Origin of the sequence: Streptomyces sp. NPDC048514 (assembly GCF_043199955.1) — a bacterium.
Lineage (GTDB): Bacteria > Actinomycetota > Actinomycetes > Streptomycetales > Streptomycetaceae > Streptomyces.
The window spans coordinates 387,057-404,953 of sequence record NZ_JBICWT010000009.1; the positions used below are offsets into that span (position 1 = coordinate 387,057).

Genomic DNA, 17,897 nt, shown 5'->3' on the forward strand with positions numbered 1-17,897 from the left:
CCGAGCCGCTCCCGCTACTCCGCCGGTACCCGGGCGTACAGCACCGCACCGTCCACCGTGCCCACCTCCTCGTAGCCCGCCGCGAGCAGGCGTCGCAGGCCGGGGACTCGGCCGGGGGCGTACGGCTTGCCCTGGGAGTCGTCGACGACCAGCGCGGGGCGGTGCGCGCCCATCTCCCGCCGGAAGACCGGCCAGGCACCGGCGACGGCGTACTTCTCGCCGACCTGCGTGCCGTCACGGCCGCCGCTGTAGTTGGTGAGCAGTCCCGCGGTGAGGTAGCGGGTGGCGGGCATGCGGTCCGCCAGCCAGTACGTCTCGGGGTGTATGCCCCAGACGAGGACCCGGTCGGTCGGCGCGGTGCGCTGCTCCAGGGCGGCCGCAAGCCGCTGGACGTGGACGAGTTCGGGGCGCGGGGCGAGCAGGCCCCAGGTGAGGAAGAGGGTGCAGCAGCAGGCCGAGGTGAGTACGGCGGCCACGCACCGCTGCGCCGGCAGGATCTGCAGCGCCTCCGTGGCCAGCAGGGCGAGGGGCGCGGTGAGTTGCAGGTAGTAGTGCCCGAAGAAGTGGAATCCGAGGGTCACGGCGACGGCCGAGGAGGCGAGCCAGAGCCACAGATCCGCCGCCCCGCCCCGGGTGGTGCGCAGGGCCCGCGCGATGGGGACGAGCAGGCCCGCAGAGGCCGCGGCCAGGATCGCGGTGTTGGCCGTCGCGCGGACCAGGGCCTGGAGTTCGGACCCGCTGAAGGAGGCGTAGGCCGTCGAGCCGGTCACCGTCCAGAACAGGAACCCGGCCGGGTCGGTCGCCAGCGCCACGCCCAGCACCGGTACGGCGAACCCGGCCGCGAGCCGTCCCGCGCCGGCCAGGGGGGCGCCCTTGCGGTGCAGCAGCCAGGCCACCGGCAGCAGCACCGCTCCGCCGGTCTGCTTGGTCAGGAAGGCGGCGGCGACGGCGGCCCCGGCCGCGCCCCAGCGTCCGCGGTCGGCGCACCAGACGGCGGCCGCCGTGCACGGCAGTATGAACACCTCGAAGGTGGCCGCCTGGGCGTCCTCGGGATTGAGTCCGACCGAGACCAGCAGGTACAGCACCCCGGCGGTCCGCCCCGCACGGTCGTCCCAGCGGCGCCGGGCCAGGGAGGCGAGCAGGACCGCGGTGAGCAGCTGGGCGAGGACGGCCAGCACCCTCAGCGGTGCGAGGGAGCCCTGCCCGCACACCGCGAAGACGGCCTCGTACAGCCAGGGCAGCAGCGGTGGTTTGCGGTCCACGACGTTCTCGTACAGCCGACCGCCCTCGGCGAGGAGGCGGGCCTGCACGGCGAGATAGCCCTCGTCGGGGTTCCACAGCGGGCTGACGAAGGAGGGGATCCGGGTGAGGCAGGCCAGAGCGGCGAGCACGGGCAGCAGCCGTCCCCAGAAGGCCGTTCGGGCGGTCACGGAACGTGGTTGGACGAGCGGGGCGGCGAGCATGGGGAGCACGCTATCCGCCCCGCGGGTCCCACCGAATCGGGACATACGGGGCCGGTGGCGTTGACGGGGCGTCACCGGAGTCACCCGGCCGAGGGTTCCGCGCCTTCCCGGCAGACGGCTCCGCGGCCTTCCGGCAGACGGTTCCGCGGCCATCCGGCCGGTGGTCGCCGGGCCTTCCCGGCGGCGGTTACAGGGCCTTGCCGGCCGGTGGTTGCGGGGTCCCGCCCTCCGCCGCGGCCGCCTCGCGCCGTCCCAGACGGCTGTGCGAGCGGCCGTACAGGAAGTAGACGACGAAGCCGATCACCATCCAGATCGCGAACCGCAGCCAGGTCTCGGCGGGCAGGTTCAGCATCAGCCACAGCGAGGCGCACACCGACAGGATCGGCACCAGCGGGACGAGCGGGGTACGGAAGGACCGCTCCAGGTCGGGACGGGTGCGGCGCAGGATGATCACGCTGATCGCGACGACGATGAAGGCGAAGAGCGTGCCGATGTTCACCAGCTCGGCGAGTTCGCTCAGGCTGGTGAAGCCCGCGATGATCGCGATGACGACGCCGAGCAGGATGGTCGGCCGGTACGGGGTGCGGAACCGCGGATGGGTGTGCGAGAAGAACCGGGGCAGCAGCCCGTCGCGGCTCATGGCGAAGAACACCCGGGACTGGCCCAGCAGCAGGATCATGCACACCGTGGTCAGTCCGACGGCGGCGCCGAAGCTGATCAGGCCCGCGAACCACGGGTGCCCGGTGGCCTTGAAGGCGTCGGCGAGCGGCGCCTTGATGGACAGCGCGCTGTACTTCTGCATGCCGGTCACCACGATCGACACCGCGACGTACAGGGTGGTGCAGATGATCAGCGAGCCCAGGATGCCGCGCGGCACGTCGCGCTGCGGGTTACGGGTCTCCTCGGCGGCGGTGGCGACGACGTCGAAGCCGATGAAGGCGAAGAACACCACGGACGCCGCGGTGAAGATGCCCATGACGCCGAAGTTGGAGGGCGCCCAGCCGACCATCAGCTGGATGAGGGGCGCCTTGAGGTTCCCCGCCGCCTCCGCGGACTGCGCCTTCGGGACGAACGGCTTGTAGTTGCCGCTCCGGACGAAGAAGGCCCCCGCGATGATCACGACGAGGACCACGGCCACCTTGATGGCGACGACGACGGAGGTGACCCGCGCGGACAGTTTCATGCCGACGACGAGGATCGCGGTGAGCGCCAGGACGAGGGCGGCGGCGAGGATGTCGAAGCCGAAGCCGGTGGCACCGTCCCGGCCGCTGAGATATCCGGGCAGGTCCCAGCCCGCGTTGTCGAGCAGCGAGTGGATGTAGCCGGACCAGCCGACCGCGACCACCGCCGTGCCGAGCGCCAGCTCCAGGACCAGGTCCCAGCCGATGATCCAGGCGGGCAGCTCGCCGAGCGAGGCGTACGAGAACGTGTAGGCGGAGCCGGCCACCGGGAGTGTGGAGGCGAACTCGGCGTAGCACAGGGCGGCGAGCGCGCATACGACACCGGCCACGACGAAGGACAGGGACACGGCGGGGCCGGCGTTGCTCTTGGCCGCGGTGCCGGTGAGGACGAAGATGCCGGTGCCGATGATGACGCCGACGCCGAAGACGGTGAGATCCAGGGCCGTCAGCGACTTCCTGAGCGCATGCTCGGGTTCCTCGGTGTCCTGGATGGACTGCTCGACGTTCTTCGTCCGGAAGAGCGCGCTGCTCACGTTCCTGCCTCCCACGCTTGTGAGGCCTCGATATGGCTCAACATGATCGAGAGGGTCGGGATGCGTATGCCCCGGCACAGGCAGGTTCACGCAGAAGGGCCGGTTCCGCCACCGGGGGAAGTGGCGGAACCGGCCCGGACGAACGGCTCTCCTAGTCGCGCGCGGGCTCCACGGAGTCGACGGCCTGGGCCGTACGGTCGAACCTGCCGTCGAGCTTGGAGACCAGCCCGGTGACCTGGCGGGCGATGTCGGGCGCGGTCAGCCCGATCTCGGCCATGACCTCGGCGCGGGAGGCGTGGTCGAGGAAGCGCGGCGGGATGCCGAAGTCGCGCAGCGGCACGTCCACGCCCGCGTCGCGCAGCGCCTGGGCGATCGCCGAGCCGACACCGCCGGCGCGGCTGTTGTCCTCGACGGTGACGACGACCCGGTGGCGCTCGGCCAGCGGGGCCATGGCCTCGTCGACGGGCTTGACCCAGCGCGGGTCGACCACGGTGGTGGAGATGCCCTGCTGGTCGAGCAGGCCGGCGATCTCCAGGCACATCGGGGCGAGGGCGCCCACGGAGACCAGCAGCACGTCCGGCTTCCCGGTGCCCGGCTCGCGCAGCACGTCCATGCCGCCGACGCGGCCCACGGCGGGGACGGCGGGGCCGACGGCGCCCTTGGAGAAGCGCACCACCGTGGGCGCGTCCTCGACGGCGACGGCTTCCCGCAGCTGGGCCCGGACCTGGTCGGCGTCGCGCGGGGCGGCGAGCCGCAGTCCCGGCACGACCTGCAGGATGGACATGTCCCACATGCCGTTGTGCGAGGCGCCGTCGGTACCGGTGACACCGGCCCGGTCCAGCACGAACGTCACCCCGCACTTGTGCAGGGCCACGTCCATGAGGACCTGGTCGAAGGCGCGGTTGAGGAAGGTGGCGTACACCGCGAAGACGGGGTGCACGCCCGCGTGCGCGAGACCGGCCGCGGAGACGGCACCGTGCTGCTCGGCGATCCCGACGTCGTACACGCGGTCGGGGAAGCGCTTGGCGAACTTGTCCAGGCCGACCGGCTGGAGCATGGCCGCGGTGATGGCGACGACGTCCTCGCGCTCCTCGCCGAGCCGGACCATCTCCTCGCCGAACACGGACGTCCAGTCGGCGCCGGAGGAGGCGATCGGCAGGCCCGTGTCGGGGTGGATCTTGCCGACGGCGTGGAAGCGGTCGGCCTCGTCCTGCAGGGCGGGCTGGTAGCCGCGGCCCTTCTCGGTCAGGCAGTGCACGATGACCGGTCCGCCGAACCGCTTGGCGCGGGCCAGCGCCGACTCCAGCGCCTCGATGTCGTGCCCGTCGATCGGGCCGACGTACTTGAGGCCGAGGTCCTCGAACATGCCCTGCGGGGCGATGAAGTCCTTCAGCCCCTTCTTGGCCCCGTGCAGGGTCTCGTACAGCGGCTTGCCGACGACCGGGGTGCGGTCGAGGATGTCCTTGGTCCGGGCCAGGAAGCGCTCGTAGCCGTCGGTGGTGCGCAGGGTGGCCAGGTGGTTGGCGAGGCCGCCGATGGTCGGGGCGTAGGAGCGCTCGTTGTCGTTGACGACGATGACGAGCGGGCGGTCCTTGGCCTCGGCGATGTTGTTCAGCGCCTCCCAGGCCATGCCACCGGTCAGCGCGCCGTCACCGATCACGGCGGCGACGTGACTGTCGCGCTTCTTGAGCTGGTTGGCCTTGGCGATGCCGTCGGCCCAGCCGAGGACGGTCGAGGCGTGGCTGTTCTCGATGACGTCGTGCTCGGACTCGGCCTGCGAGGGGTAACCGGACAGGCCGCCCTTCATCTTGAGCCTGGAGAAGTCCTGTCGGCCGGTGAGCAGCTTGTGCACGTAGGACTGGTGGCCGGTGTCCCAGAGGATCTTGTCCTTGGGGGACTCGAAGACGCGGTGCAGGGCGATGGTGAGCTCGACCACGCCCAGGTTCGGGCCCAGGTGGCCGCCGGTCTTGGAGACGGCGTCGACGAGGAAGGTGCGGATCTCCCCCGCCAGCTGGTCGAGCTCCTCCAGGCTGAGCCGGTCCAGATCGCGCGGTCCCCTGATGCGGGTCAGCAGCGGCACCCGTGCCTCCTTGCAGTAGAGCTGATCGAGCTGTTGCCGGGCTTGACGAGTCTAATGTTCCGGCTTCGCCGCCGGTGTCCGGGTGTAAGACACGGCAGTGCCCGGCGCCGCGAGGGCGCCGGGCACGGGGGTTGACCGGGTGTTACGCCCGCCCGGCCGACTTCTGGGTCTTGCGGGTCACGGCGTCGATGACGACGGTGGCCAGCAGGACGCCGCCGGTGATCATGTACTGGACCGGGGAGGCGATGCCCTGCAGGGCGAGGCCGTACTGGATCGAGACGATCACCAGCACGCCCAGGAGCGCGTTCCAGGTCCGGCCGCGTCCGCCGAAGAGGGACGTGCCGCCGATCACGGCCGCCGCGATCGCGTTCATCAGCAGGTCGCCGCCGCCGGCGCCCTGGTTGGCCGAGGTGATCTTGGAGGCGATGAACAGACCGCCGATGGCGGCGAAGGTGCCGGAGATCGCGTAGACCGAGATCCGGACCGCCGCGACGTTGATGCCGGCCCGGCGGGACGCCTCGATGCTGCCGCCGAGCGCGAAGATCTTGCGGCCGTACGCCGTGCGGCGCAGCACGAAGTCCGTGATCACCAGGACCGCCAGGAACAGCACCACGGCCAGCGGCAGGCCCTTGTACTGGTTGAAGACGGCGGCGACGGCGAAGGCCACGACGGCGAGGAGCACCGTGCGGACGATGATCTCGCTCAGCGGACGGGACGGCACACCCGCGGCCTCACGGCGGCGGTTGTCGAAGAACGCGGTGAGGAAGAAGACGACGACGGCGACGACGGCGAGGCCGTAGGCGGCCGCCACGTCGCTGAAGTAGTAACCGCTCAGCTTGGCGACCAGGCCGCTGTCGTCCAGGTTGATCGTGCCGTTGCTGCCGAGGATCTGGAGCATGAAGCCGTTCCAGAACAGCAGACCGGCCAGGGTGACGGCGAAGGCCGGGACACCGACCCGGGCGAAGAAGAAGCCGTGGATCGCGCCGGCGGCCGCGCCGGTGAGGATGGCGAGGATGAGCGCCAGCCACTCGGCCATGCCGTGCGTGATGTTGAGCACGGCGAAGGTGGCGCCCGCGACACCGCTGACCGAACCGACCGACAGGTCGATCTCGCCGAGCAGCAGGACGAAGACGATGCCGACGGCGATCATGCCCGTGCCCACCATGGCCACGGAGATGTCGGACAGGTTGCCCGCGGTGAGGAAGTTGGAGTTCAGGCTCGCGAAGATCGCCCAGATGACGATCAGGCCGACGACGACCGGGATCGAGCCAAGGTCACCGGCGCGGATCTTGCGCTTGAACTCGCCGAGGTAGCCGGCGAAGCCCTGCTCGCGCACGAGCAGGCGGGGGTCGACGGCCACGTCGGAGCCGGCCGCGGCCTCAGGATTTTCCGCGGTCTGCCGGCCGGCAGGGGCGGAGGTCTTGTCGATGCTCACTTCTGAGCCTCCCCGTTGCGCGCCGCACGACGGGTCACGGCGTTGTCCGTGGCACCGGTGATGGCGGAGATGATCTCTTCCTGCGAGGTGGACTTGACCTCGAACACGCCGTTGTTGCGCCCCAGGCGCAGCACGGCGACCTTGTCCGCCACGGCCTTCACATCGGCCATGTTGTGGCTGATGAGGATGACGGCGTGGCCGCGCTCGCGCAGCCGCTCCACCAGGTCGAGGACCTGTGCGGTCTGCTCGACACCGAGTGCCGCGGTGGGCTCGTCGAGAATGACCAACTTGGGCTCGCCGAGCATGGAGCGGGCGATGGCCACGGTCTGGCGCTGACCGCCGGAGAGCGAGGCGATCGGGATGCGCACGCTGGGGATGCGGATCGACAGCGTGGTGAGCAGCTCGCGGGAGCGGCGCTCCATCTCCACCTCGTCCAGGATGCCGCGCTTGCGCAGTTCCCGGCCCAGGTAGAGGTTGCCGACGACGTCGATGTTGTCGCACAGCGCGAGGTCCTGGTAGACGGTCGCGATGCCCAGGTTCTGGGCGTCGTGCGGCTTGCCGATCGTGACGGCCTTGCCGTCCCACTCGATGACGCCTTCGTCGATGGGGTGCACGCCGGCGATCGTCTTGACCAGCGTGGACTTTCCGGCGCCGTTGTCGCCCACCAGGGCGACCACTTCACCGGCGTGGACCTCAAGCTCTACGTCGGTGAGCGCCTGGACGGCACCGAACCGCTTGGAGACCCCGCGCAACGCCAGCACGGGCGTAGCGGACACGTGAACCATCTCCTTCGCCGCCTGACCCGGCGGGAGGTTGTGCAGAAGTTTGGAAGGGGGGTCCGTCCGGCGCCCCGCCCTAGCTTTGCGGGGCTGTTGGATGCGGGGCGCCGGAGGAGTTCGTACCGCGCACGTCCCGGAGGGGTCCTCCGGCGAACTCGCGCGTACGGTGAGGGAGGTGCGGCTGCTTACTTGAGACCGATCTTGTCGCAGGCCGACTTGTACTTGTCGGTGCAGATGTCGCTGACCGTGTAGAAGCCGTCCTTGATGACGGTCTCCTTGATGTTGTCCTTGGTCAGCGAGACGACCGGGACGATGACCGACGCGACCTGCTTGGTGGTGGGGCTGTCGACCTTGCTCGTGGCGATGGAGTCGAGCTTCTCGCCCTTGCCGAGCGCGACGGCCATCTTGGCGGCCACGGCGGCCTCCTGCGGGTAGGACTTGTACACGCTCATGTACTGGTCGCCCGTCACGATGCGCTGCACACCGGCCAGCTCGGCGTCCTGACCGGTCACCGGGACGTTGATGCCCGCGGCCTTGAGTGCGGTGATGATACCGCCGGCCATGCCGTCGTTGGCGGAGTAGACGCCCACGATGTTCTTCTTGCCGAGGGCGGAGATGGCGCCCTCCATGTTGGCGTTGGCGTTCTCCGGCTTCCACTCCTTGGTGTCGTACGACTTGGCGATGTCGACCTTGCCCTTGAGCTCCGCCAGCGCGCCCTTCTTGAAGAAGGCGGCGTTCGGGTCGGTGATCGCGCCGTTCATCATGACGATCTTGGCGGAGGGCTTGGCCTTGTCGCCCAGCGCCTTCAGGAGGGCCTTGCCCTGGGTGTGGCCGACCGCTTCGTTGTCGAAGGAGGTGTAGGCGTCGATCGGGCCCTCGGCCAGGCGGTCGTAGGCGACGACCGGGATGCCGGCGTCCTTGGCCTTCTTGACCGAGCTGGCGATGGCCTTGGAGTCCACCGCGTCCACGATCAGCACGTCGACCTTGTTGGTCACCATCGTGTCGACCTGCTGGTTCTGCGTGGTGGCGTCCTGCTTGGCGTTCGCGTAGACGACCTTGCCCTTGCCGTTCGTCAGGTCCGAGACCTGCTTCTCGATGATGGGCTTGTCGAACTTCTCGTAACGAGCGGTCTGGTTCTCCGGAAGGAGCAGACCGACCGTGATGTCGTCGCCCTTCTTCGAACCGGAGCCGGAGCCGGAGTCGCTCCCGCCCTTGGATTCCTTGGCACTGCCACAGGCGGCCAGTGAGACGGCCATCGCACCAGCGGCAACGGCGACGGCGGCACGACGCATACGCGTGTTCACTTCAGAAACCTCCCTGACGAGGCCGCGTCGTTGCGGCCGAGGTGGCTGGAAGTCAACTCGGCCACACGTGCGACGTCAAGAAGTAAATCCTTAACGAGATGGCAACGGTGCCATCCGTTCTCTAAGTGAAGGCAGGGGCACTCGAGCGCAGCGACCCGTCCAAAAGGGTCGAATCGCCCATCTCGCTGAGTGCGAGGGCAAGTGCTCCGAGCACCTCGGCGCGGCCGCCAAGTGCCCCTGGGAGCACGGAGAGCTGGCGGGCGGCGCTGGGGATGGCGTAGCGGCCGACGGACTCCCTGATCGGCCCCAGAACCAGCTCACCGGCCTCGGCGAGATCACCGCCGAGGACCACCCGGCTCGGATTCAGCAGGTTGCAGAGATTGGCCACTCCGCTGCCGATGTGGCGGCCGACGTCGGCGATCACCCGCCGGCAGCCGGGGTCACCGTCCCTGGCCAGCCGTACGACGCCCTCCATGGTCAGATCGGGGCCGTGGCCGGGCTGGAGCAGCGGCAGCACGTAGCGCGCCGCGGTGAACGTCTCCAGGCAGCCGCGGTTGCCGCAGCGGCAGACGGGACCGGATTCGTCGAGGGTGATGTGCCCGATCTCCCCCGCCGTGCCGCCGGGCCCGCGGTAGATCTTCCCGTCGATCACCAGGCCGGCGCCGACACCGCTCGCGACCTTGATGTAGGCGAGGTCACGCACGCCCTTGCCGCTGCCCCAGACCAGCTCGCCGAGGGCGCCGAGATTGGCGTCGTTGTCGACGTGCACCGGCACGCCGAGCCGGTCGCGCAGCTCCTCGGCGGGCTTGGTGCCGCCCCAGCCGGGCAGGATCGCGGTGGACCCCAGCGTCCCGGACTCCACGTCGATCGGCCCGGGCACGCCGAGCCCCACACCGGCCACCTTCGACCGGTCCACCCCCGTCGCCGCGATCAGGCGGCTGACCAGCTCCTCGGCCCGGTCGAAGCCCTGGGCGGAGGAGGCGTCGACGTCCAGCGGCTCGGCCTCCTCGGCCAGCACCTGGTGGGCGAGGTTCCCGATGGCGACCCGTAGATGGGTGTGCCCGAAGTCGACGCCGATCACGATGCCGGCGTCGCCGCTCAGACTGACGCTGCGGGCCCGCCGCCCGCCCGCCGACGTGGGCGTGACCTCGACGGTCCCGCCGTCCTTCAACTCCCGCACGATGTTGGAGACGGTCGCCGCGGACAGGCCGGTCGTCCGCGCGATCTCCGCTTGCGTGAGGGAACCGGCCAGGCGAACGGCCCGGACGACCCGCTCCAGGTTGGCTCGGTGCAGTGATGACTGCGACCCTGGAGTCTCCACGACGACCTCCTGAGCGCGGGGCCGCTTCGGCGAGGCCCCGTGTATGTCCAACTAGTGAACTCTAAGCTGAGCCGTTCGGGGTGACTCCCGTCAAGAGGTTGAACCGTTTCCGGGTACACGGACAACGGAACGCACACCCTCCCGGTGGCCGGGACGGTGTGCGTCCAGTCGGTCGCGGAGGGTCACCCCACGAGGTCGGGCCCGCTACTTCAGCGCCCCCGCGGTCAGCCCCTGCACCACCTGCCGCTGGAAGACGATGTATGCCGCGAGCACCGGCAGCATCGCCATGACCAGGCCCGCGAACAGTCCGGACCAGTCACCCTTGTAGCCCTGGCTGACCGCCAGCTGGACCAGTCCCTGGGTCAGGACGCGCTTGTCCGGGTCGGTGTTCAGGACCGTGGGCAGCATGTACTGGTTCCACTGGCCCAGGAAGTTGAAGATGCCCACGCTGATCAGACCGGGCTTGGCCATGGGCAGCATGATCTGGAAGAACGTACGCGTGTGCGAAGCGCCGTCGACGAAGGCCGCCTCCGCCACCGAGCTGGGCAGGGTCCGGAAGAACGCCGTGAGGAAGAAGACCGTGAACGGCAGCGAGTAGGCGATGTAGACCAGGATCAGGCCGTGGATCGTGTTCAGCAGGCCCATGTTGTTCACGACGTAGAACAGCGGGACCAGCGCGAGCATGATCGGGAAGCTCATGCCGCCGACGAACAGGTAGTAGATGAAGCGGTTGCCCGGGAAGTCGAAGCGGGCCAGCACGTACGCGGCCATGGAGCCGAGCACCAGGGTGCCGATGAGCGAGCCGCCCACCACCAGGACGGTGTTCAGGAAGTAGTCGCTCATGTGGGCGTCGGTCCACGCCCGGGCCCAGTTGTCGAAGTGCAGCTTGTCCGGCAGGGACCAGGGCGAGCCGAAGATGGAGCCGTCGTCCTTGAAGGACGTCATCACCGCCCACAGCAGCGGCATGACCACCATGATCGCCCAGATGATCAGGACGCCGTGGGAGAAGACGTTGAGGACGCCGCCCTCCCTCTTCTTCCGGGAGGGCCGCGCGGGCGGGGCCGGGTCCACCTTGGAGACGCTCGCGCCGGACTCGGCCGGCAGCGGGGCGGGGGTCTCGGTCGTCTTCATCGGTTCAGTACTCCAGCCGCTCGCGACGGCCCAGCCGCATCACGATCGCCGCGAACGCGAGCGTGACGACGAGCAGGGCGACGCCGATGGTGGTGGCGTAGGCGGCCTGACCGTCCCGGAACGCCTTCTGGTACACGTACAGGACCATCACGGTGGTCGAGTAGTCGGGCCCGCCCGGTCCGGTCGTCATGATCTGTACGACCGCGAACGACTCGGCGCCGAGCGCGAGGATGCCCATGTAGACCCAGCCGGACTGCACGGTGTCCCACAGCAGCGGCAGGGTGACGCGGAAGAAGGTGGTGGCGCGGCCGGCACCGTCCAGCAGGGCCGCCTCGTACAGCTCGGCCGGGATCGACGCCATGCCGGCCGAGAACAGCACCACGAAGAAGCCGACCGTGGACCAGACGAGCACCGCCATGACGCACCACAGCGCGAGGCCCGGATCGCCCAGCCACAGCGGCTGGACGCTGTCGAGGCCGATGCCGCGCAGGACCGAGTTGATCGCGCCGCTCTCCGGGTTGTACGCGAAGGCGAACAGCAGCGCGACGATCGCGATGGAGAGCACCTGCGGAAAGAAGTAGACGATCTTGTAGAAGGACGAGCCCCGGACACCCGAGATCGCGGGGCCGCCCCTCTTGTGCCGTCCGCCCACATTGATCATGAAGGCGAAGAACAGTGCCAGCCCGATGGTCACCACCGGCAGCACCAGAGCGAACAGCAGACTGTGTTGCAACGACTTCCAGAAGATGTCGTCGTGGAACATCCTCTCGTAGTTGTCGAAGCCGACCATCTTGAATTCGGGGCTGAGGCCCGTCCAGTCCGTGAACGAGTAGTAGATGGACTGGATGAACGGCCATACCACGAAGAGCGCGTACAGTCCCAGGGGCAATGCCAGAAACCCCACAATGAACCGGTACTTGCCGTGCTGCATCGCCACTCCGGTGCTGTCAGGGTGCTGGATTACTGGTGCTTGTAGTGCTTGATCGAGGTGTCCTTGGCCGCTTCGTCCGCGAAGCCCTGGATCTTCTTGACGGCCTCGGCCGGGGTGAGGCGGCCCGCCATCATCTCGCCGAGTCCGGCCACCCCGATCTTCTCCTTCTGCAGCTGCACATACCAGTCCTGCAGCCGCGGGTTCACCACGTTGCTGCCGGCCTTGTCCAGCGCCGCCACGCCCGACTTCAGGCCCGGCGTGAGGGAGATGCCGGAGGTGCCGCCGTTGTACGCGGTCAGCGACTTCACCTTCGCGGTGAAGTTCTTCGAGGACGCCTCGGAGAGCATGATGCGCAACTGCTCCATACCGCCCTCGGCGTTGGCCGCCTTGGCCGGGACGATGAAGGGCTCACCGCCGGAGGCCCAGATGGTGCCGAAGGGCAGCTTGTCGGAGCCGTCCAGGCCGGTGGGCGCGGAGACCGCGAGGTTGAAGTCGGACGGGATGACGTTGGCCGACTCGTTCTCCACCCACGATCCGTTCGGGATGAACAGCGCCTTGCCCTTGGCCCAGGCGGTCTGGGACTGGATGTGGTCCAGGCCCGGGGTGCCCTTGAGGACGTAGCCCTTCTTGTACAGCTCGTAGTAGGCCTCGAAACACGCCTTGACGGCGGGGTGCTTCCAGGCGTTCGGCTCCAGGTTGTCGATGGCGTCGAGCACCTCGCGGCCGCCGACCTTGCCGATCATCGGGTACAGCGAGAAGGGGAGGTAGTACGGGTACTTGCCGGCGTACGTCCAGCCGGCCATGCCCTTCTTCTTGGCCTTCGCGCACACCGCGAGCATGTCGTCCCACGTCTCGGGATACGTGGCGTCCAGCGAGTCCAGGGCCTTCTGCGAGTACCAGACGCCGTAGACCGTGTAGGCGTAGTACAGGATCCAGACCGGCTTGCCGTCGAACTGGCCCATCTCCACGATGCCGGGCCGCAGCGTGTCGCGGACCTTCTTGGCCGGGTCGTCGTACGACGGCGCGTCCAGCAGCGGGGTGAGGTCGGCCAGCTGGTTCTTGCCGACCAGCACGCCCATGTCCATCTGCTCGGCGCCGGAGTTGTCGATGAGGTCCGGCGGGTTGCCCTGGTTGAAGCGGGGCTGCAGCGTCGACTGGATCTTCTGGGTGGCGGCGAACTTCACCTTGGACTTCGGGAAGTCCTTCTCGTAGATCTTCACCGCGTCCTCGGCGTACTCCTTGCCGAAGCCGCCGTCGAAGAGCACGAACTCCATGCCGGCGGTGCCGTTGACGCCGAGCGGGTTCTTGCCGGTCTTCTTGCCGGCCTTGGCCTTGTCCTGCCCGTCGCCGCCGCTGCTCGCGCAGGCGGACAGCAGGCCCATGCCGGGTGCGGCCACCAGGCCGAGCGCGGCCGAACGCTTGATCAGATCGCGGCGGCCGACGCCGTCCCCACCGTGGTGCGCTGTGGATCCCATGCTCAAGTCCTCGCCTTCTCCAGGACTCAGGCGGTGAACCGGATCCTCCCCGGCACCGCTGTCGGGTAGTGCAGGGTTATGCGGGAAACGCCGACAGGTATAGTCCACTTCCCGCCGACTGAGCAAGATCGAATGCAAGGTTCACCATGGGTCTTTTCCGAGTTGAGACCTGTCGGAAATATGAGGCGCCCGGGTGGGCCCCACCGGAGAAATTCGCGACACAAGCCCCTGAATGCCGCACCCAACACCCTTGACATCACGGACCACTTGACGCCCTACTGGTTCCTGCGCACCGATTCTGACAACGTTGTCCACCCGGTCGCAGGAGGGGAATCCGTAGATGCAGCGGAGAACGCGGCACAGATGGAGTCCGGCGGTCGTCCTCACGACCGCCTTTGTCATGGCCGCCGGCGCTCAGGGCGCGGCGGTCGCCCTGCCCGCCGAGGCGCCGTCCGCCCCACACGAGTTCGCATCCTCGTTCGAGACGGACGATCCGGCGCCGGACTGGCTGAACACCGTCGACACCACGCCGGACGGCGGCAAGCGCGCCTCGGGCGTCGACGGCGGCTACAGCACCGGCATTCCGGGCAATGTGACCGACCATGTCACCGACGTACGGGCGAGCGGGGAGAACGCGGTCGCCGGCGAGGTGAAGGAGAACCTCGCCGACGGCGAGCCCGGTACCAAATGGCTGACCTTCGCCCCCACCGGCTGGGCGGAGTTCGACCTGGACAAGCCCGTCAAACTGACGACGTACGCGCTGACCTCGGCCAACGACTACGACGCGCGCGACCCGAAGGACTGGACCCTGCTGGGCTCCGCCGACGGCAAGGACTGGAAGGCCCTCGACACCCGCACGGGCGAGAACTTCTCCGAGCGGTTCCAGACGAAGTCCTACGACCTGGCCGAGCCGGCCGAGTACCGGCACTTCCGGCTGGAGGTGACGGGGAACAACGGCGCCCCGGACATCCTGCAGATCGCCGACGTGCAGTTCTCCACGGGCGGCGGGGGCGGCCCGGTGCCGCAGGACATGCTGACGCTCGTCGACAAGGGTCCGAGCGGCTCGCCGACCGCGAAGGCGCGGGCCGGTTTCACCGGTCTGCGCGCGCTGCGCTACGCGGGCCGGCACACGGCGGACGACCGGGCGTACTCGTACAACAAGGTCTTCGACGTGAACGTGAAGGTCGGCCGCGACACCCGGCTGTCGTACCGCGTCTTCCCGTCGATGGCCGACGGGGACCGCGACTACGACGCCACGAACGTCTCCGTCGACCTGGCCTTCACCGACGGCACCTATCTCAGCGGCCTGGGCGCCCTGGACGAGCACGGCTTCCCGCTCTCGCCGCGCGGCCAGGGAGCGTCGAAGGCGCTGTACGTCAACCAGTGGAACGACGTGGCCTCCCGGATCGGCTCGGTGGCGGCCGGCAGGACGGTCGACCGGATCCTGGTGGCGTACGACTCCCCCGACGGGCCGGCCAAGTTCCGCGGCTGGATAGACGACGTGGCGCTGCGGACGGTGGCGCCCGAGCGGCCGAAGGCACACGTGTCGGACTACGCGCTGACCACCCGGGGCACCAACTCCAGCGGCAGCTTCTCGCGCGGCAACGACTTCCCGGCGACGGCGCTCCCGCACGGCTTCAACTTCTGGACGCCGGTGACCAACGCGTCCTCGCTGAGCTGGCTGTACGAGTACGCGCGTGCGAACAACGACGACAACCTGCCGACGATCCAGGCGTTCAGCGCGAGCCACGAGCCGAGCCCCTGGATGGGTGACCGGCAGACCTTCCAGCTGATGCCGTCGGCCGCGTCCGGCACCCCGGACACCGGGCGTGAGGCGCGGGAGCTGGCCTTCCGGCACGAGAACGAGACCGCGCGGCCGTACTACTACGGCGTCCGGTTCGAGAACGGCCTCAAGGCGGAGATGACACCGACCGACCACGCGGCGGTGCTGCGCTTCACCTACCCCGGCGACGACGCGAGCGTCCTGTTCGACAACGTCACCGAGCAGGCGGGGCTGACGCTCGACAAGGAGCACGGGATCGTCACCGGCTACTCGGACGTGAAGTCGGGCCTGTCCGCCGGCGCCACCCGGCTGTTCGTGTACGGCGAGTTCGACAAGCCGGTGACGGACGGCACGTCCGGCGGGGTGAAGGGCTTCCTGCGCTTCGACGCGGGCGCCGACCGCACCGTCACCCTGCGTCTGGCGACCTCGCTCGTCGGCGTCGACCAGGCGAAGGAGAACCTGCGCCGGGAGGTGCCGGACGGGGCGTCCTTCGACACGGTCCGGGCACGCGCCCAGCGGACCTGGGACAAGCTGCTCGGCAAGGTCGAGGTGGAGGGCGCGACGGCGGACCAGCTGACCACGCTGTACTCCGGCCTGTACCGGCTGTACCTGTACCCCAACTCCGGCTTCGAGAAGGTCGGCGGCAAGGACCGGTACGCCTCGCCCTTCTCGCCGATGCCCGGCCCGGACACCCCGACGCACACCGGCGCGAAGATCGTGGACGGCAAGGTGTACGTCAACAACGGCTTCTGGGACACCTACCGGACCACCTGGCCGGCGTACTCGTTCCTGACCCCGTCCCAGGCGGGCGAGATGGTGGACGGGTTCGTGCAGCAGTACAAGGACGGCGGCTGGACCTCCCGCTGGTCCTCGCCCGGTTACGCCGACCTGATGACCGGCACCTCCTCGGACGTGGCGTTCGCCGACGCCTATGTCAAGGGTGTGCGGTTCGACGCGAAGGCGGCCTACGACGCGGCCGTGAAGAACGCGACCGTCGTCCCGCCGTCCCCGGGCGTCGGCCGCAAGGGCATGACCACCTCGCCGTTCCTCGGCTACACCGGCACCGACACGGGTGAGGGCCTGTCATGGGCGATGGAGGGCTACGTCAACGACTACGGCATCGCGAAGATGGGTGAGGCGCTCTACCGCAGGACGGGCGAGAAGCGCTACCAGGAGGAGTCTCGGTACTTCCTGAACCGCGCCCAGGACTACGTGAAGCTGTTCGACTCCAAGGCGGGCTTCTTCCAGGGCCGGGACGCCAAGGGGAACTGGCGCGTGGACTCCTCGAAGTACGACCCGCGCGTGTGGGGCTACGACTACACGGAGACCAACGGCTGGGGCTACGCCTTCACCGCCCCGCAGGACAGCCGGGGCCTGGCCAACCTCTACGGCGGCCGGCAGGCACTGGGGGACAAGCTCGACGAGTACTTCGGCACTCCGGAGACGGCCTCCCCGGACTACGTCGGCTCCTACGGCGGTGTCATCCACGAGATGACCGAGGCCCGGGACGTCCGGATGGGCATGTACGGCCACTCCAACCAGGTCGCGCACCACGCCATCTACATGTACGACGCGGCGGGCGAGCCCTGGAAGGCACAGGCGTACGTGCGCGAGGCGCTCTCCCGCCTCTACACGGGCAGCGAGATCGGGCAGGGCTACCACGGCGACGAGGACAACGGCGAGCAGTCGGGCTGGTACCTCTTCTCCGCCCTCGGCTTCTACCCGCTGGTCATGGGCAGCGGTGAGTACTCCATCGGCTCCCCGCTGTTCAAGAAGGTCACCGTGCACCTGGAGAACGGCCGGGACCTGGTGGTCAAGGCTCCGCGGAACAGCGCGAAGAACGTCTACGTCCAGGGCGTGACGTTCGACGGGCGTCCCTGGAAGTCCACGTCGCTGCCGCATTCACTGCTGTCCAAGGGCGGGGTGCTGGAGTTCCGGATGGGCGCCGAACCCTCCACCTGGGGCACGGGCGAGAACGCGGCCCCGGTCTCCGTCACGCGGGACGACAAGGTGCCGACCCCGCGCACGGACGTCCTCGTCGGTGACGGCGCGCTGTTCGACGACACGTCGGCGACGAGCGCGACGGTCACCTCGGTGGAGCTGCCGGCCGGCGGTGCGGTGAAGCCGCTGCAGTACACGCTGACCTCGGCGGCGGACCACACCAGGGCGCCGGCCGGCTGGACCCTGCAGGGCTCCGCCGACGGCTCGTCCTGGAAGACGCTGGACCACCGCTCCGGCGAGACGTTCACCTGGGACCGCCAGACGCGGGCCTTCACCATCGCCGCCCCCGGCACCTTCACCAGGTACCGGCTGGTCCTGGACGGCGAGTCGACGCTGGCGGAGGTGGAACTGCTGGCCTGACGCACTCCGGGCACGGCGAAGGGGCGGGTCCCGCGGGGCCCGCCCCTTCGCCCTGGTTTCAGCGCCCCGGGCGCACGGCCGTCGGTTCACCGGCTCGGGTTCGCCGGCTCCGGTGCACCG

General features: G+C 69.2%; 11 protein-coding genes. 1 reads left to right on the forward strand and 10 read right to left on the reverse strand.

Going from position 1 to position 17,897, the window contains the following annotated elements:
- Nucleotides 1–14 precede the first annotated feature (14 nt).
- The 10 genes from ACGFT2_RS21995 to ngcE all read right to left on the reverse strand — a co-directional run bounded on the left by ACGFT2_RS21995 (nt 15) and on the right by ngcE (nt 13,633).
- The gene (locus ACGFT2_RS21995) at nt 15–1,430 is read right to left on the reverse strand and encodes an ArnT family glycosyltransferase (RefSeq protein ID WP_393280822.1); all 1,416 of its coding nucleotides are present in this window, start codon (nt 1,428–1,430) and stop codon (nt 15–17) included.
- Nucleotides 1,431–1,650: 220 nt separating this feature from the next.
- On the reverse strand, nt 1,651–3,177 hold the full coding sequence (locus ACGFT2_RS22000) for an amino acid permease (RefSeq protein WP_393280825.1): 1,527 nt from the start codon (nt 3,175–3,177) through the stop codon (nt 1,651–1,653).
- A 151-nt stretch (nt 3,178–3,328) separates the two neighbouring features.
- Nucleotides 3,329–5,257 carry a 1-deoxy-D-xylulose-5-phosphate synthase gene (dxs, locus tag ACGFT2_RS22005; RefSeq protein ID WP_393280827.1) on the reverse strand — a complete coding sequence of 643 codons (1,929 nt, stop codon included), beginning with the start codon at nt 5,255–5,257 and terminating at the stop codon, nt 3,329–3,331.
- A 142-nt stretch (nt 5,258–5,399) separates the two neighbouring features.
- On the reverse strand, nt 5,400–6,692 hold the full coding sequence (locus tag ACGFT2_RS22010) for a sugar ABC transporter permease (RefSeq protein ID WP_393280829.1): 1,293 nt from the start codon (nt 6,690–6,692) through the stop codon (nt 5,400–5,402).
- Nucleotides 6,689–7,477, reverse strand: a complete 789-nt coding sequence (locus ACGFT2_RS22015) for an ATP-binding cassette domain-containing protein (RefSeq protein ID WP_393280832.1) — start codon at nt 7,475–7,477, stop codon at nt 6,689–6,691. Before ACGFT2_RS22015 ends, ACGFT2_RS22010 begins: the two co-directional genes overlap by 4 nt.
- 179 nt (nt 7,478–7,656) lie before the next feature.
- Entirely contained in the window at nt 7,657–8,775 is a 1,119-nt protein-coding gene (locus ACGFT2_RS22020; RefSeq protein ID WP_393280835.1) for a substrate-binding domain-containing protein, read from the reverse strand.
- Nucleotides 8,776–8,896: 121 nt separating this feature from the next.
- Entirely contained in the window at nt 8,897–10,096 is a 1,200-nt protein-coding gene (locus ACGFT2_RS22025; protein WP_393280837.1) for an ROK family transcriptional regulator, read from the reverse strand.
- A 204-nt stretch (nt 10,097–10,300) separates the two neighbouring features.
- The gene (locus ACGFT2_RS22030; protein ID WP_393280840.1) at nt 10,301–11,227 is read right to left on the reverse strand and encodes a carbohydrate ABC transporter permease; all 927 of its coding nucleotides are present in this window, start codon (nt 11,225–11,227) and stop codon (nt 10,301–10,303) included.
- 4 nt (nt 11,228–11,231) lie between these two features.
- On the reverse strand, nt 11,232–12,158 hold the full coding sequence (locus tag ACGFT2_RS22035) for a carbohydrate ABC transporter permease (RefSeq protein WP_393280842.1): 927 nt from the start codon (nt 12,156–12,158) through the stop codon (nt 11,232–11,234).
- Between the two features lie 29 nt (nt 12,159–12,187).
- A complete protein-coding gene (ngcE, locus tag ACGFT2_RS22040; RefSeq protein WP_393280845.1) occupies nt 12,188–13,633 on the reverse strand; it encodes an N-acetylglucosamine/diacetylchitobiose ABC transporter substrate-binding protein in 1,446 nt (481 codons plus the stop codon).
- 340 nt (nt 13,634–13,973) lie between these two features.
- On the opposite strand from ngcE, the gene ACGFT2_RS22045 reads away from it, so the two are divergent.
- Nucleotides 13,974–17,777 carry a GH92 family glycosyl hydrolase gene (locus ACGFT2_RS22045; protein WP_393280848.1) on the forward strand — a complete coding sequence of 1,268 codons (3,804 nt, stop codon included), beginning with the start codon at nt 13,974–13,976 and terminating at the stop codon, nt 17,775–17,777.
- Nucleotides 17,778–17,897: the final 120 nt, after the last annotated feature.

Coding starts and splice junctions, on each gene's coding strand:
- ngcE (WP_393280845.1), bottom strand. CDS start 13,633: ATGGGATCCACAGCGCACCACGGTGGGGACGGCGTCGGCCGCCGCGAT.
- ACGFT2_RS22015 (WP_393280832.1), bottom strand. CDS start 7,477: ATGGTTCACGTGTCCGCTACGCCCGTGCTGGCGTTGCGCGGGGTCTCC.
- ACGFT2_RS22045 (WP_393280848.1), top strand. CDS start 13,974: ATGCAGCGGAGAACGCGGCACAGATGGAGTCCGGCGGTCGTCCTCACG.
- ACGFT2_RS22030 (WP_393280840.1), bottom strand. CDS start 11,227: ATGAAGACGACCGAGACCCCCGCCCCGCTGCCGGCCGAGTCCGGCGCG.
- ACGFT2_RS22035 (WP_393280842.1), bottom strand. CDS start 12,158: ATGCAGCACGGCAAGTACCGGTTCATTGTGGGGTTTCTGGCATTGCCC.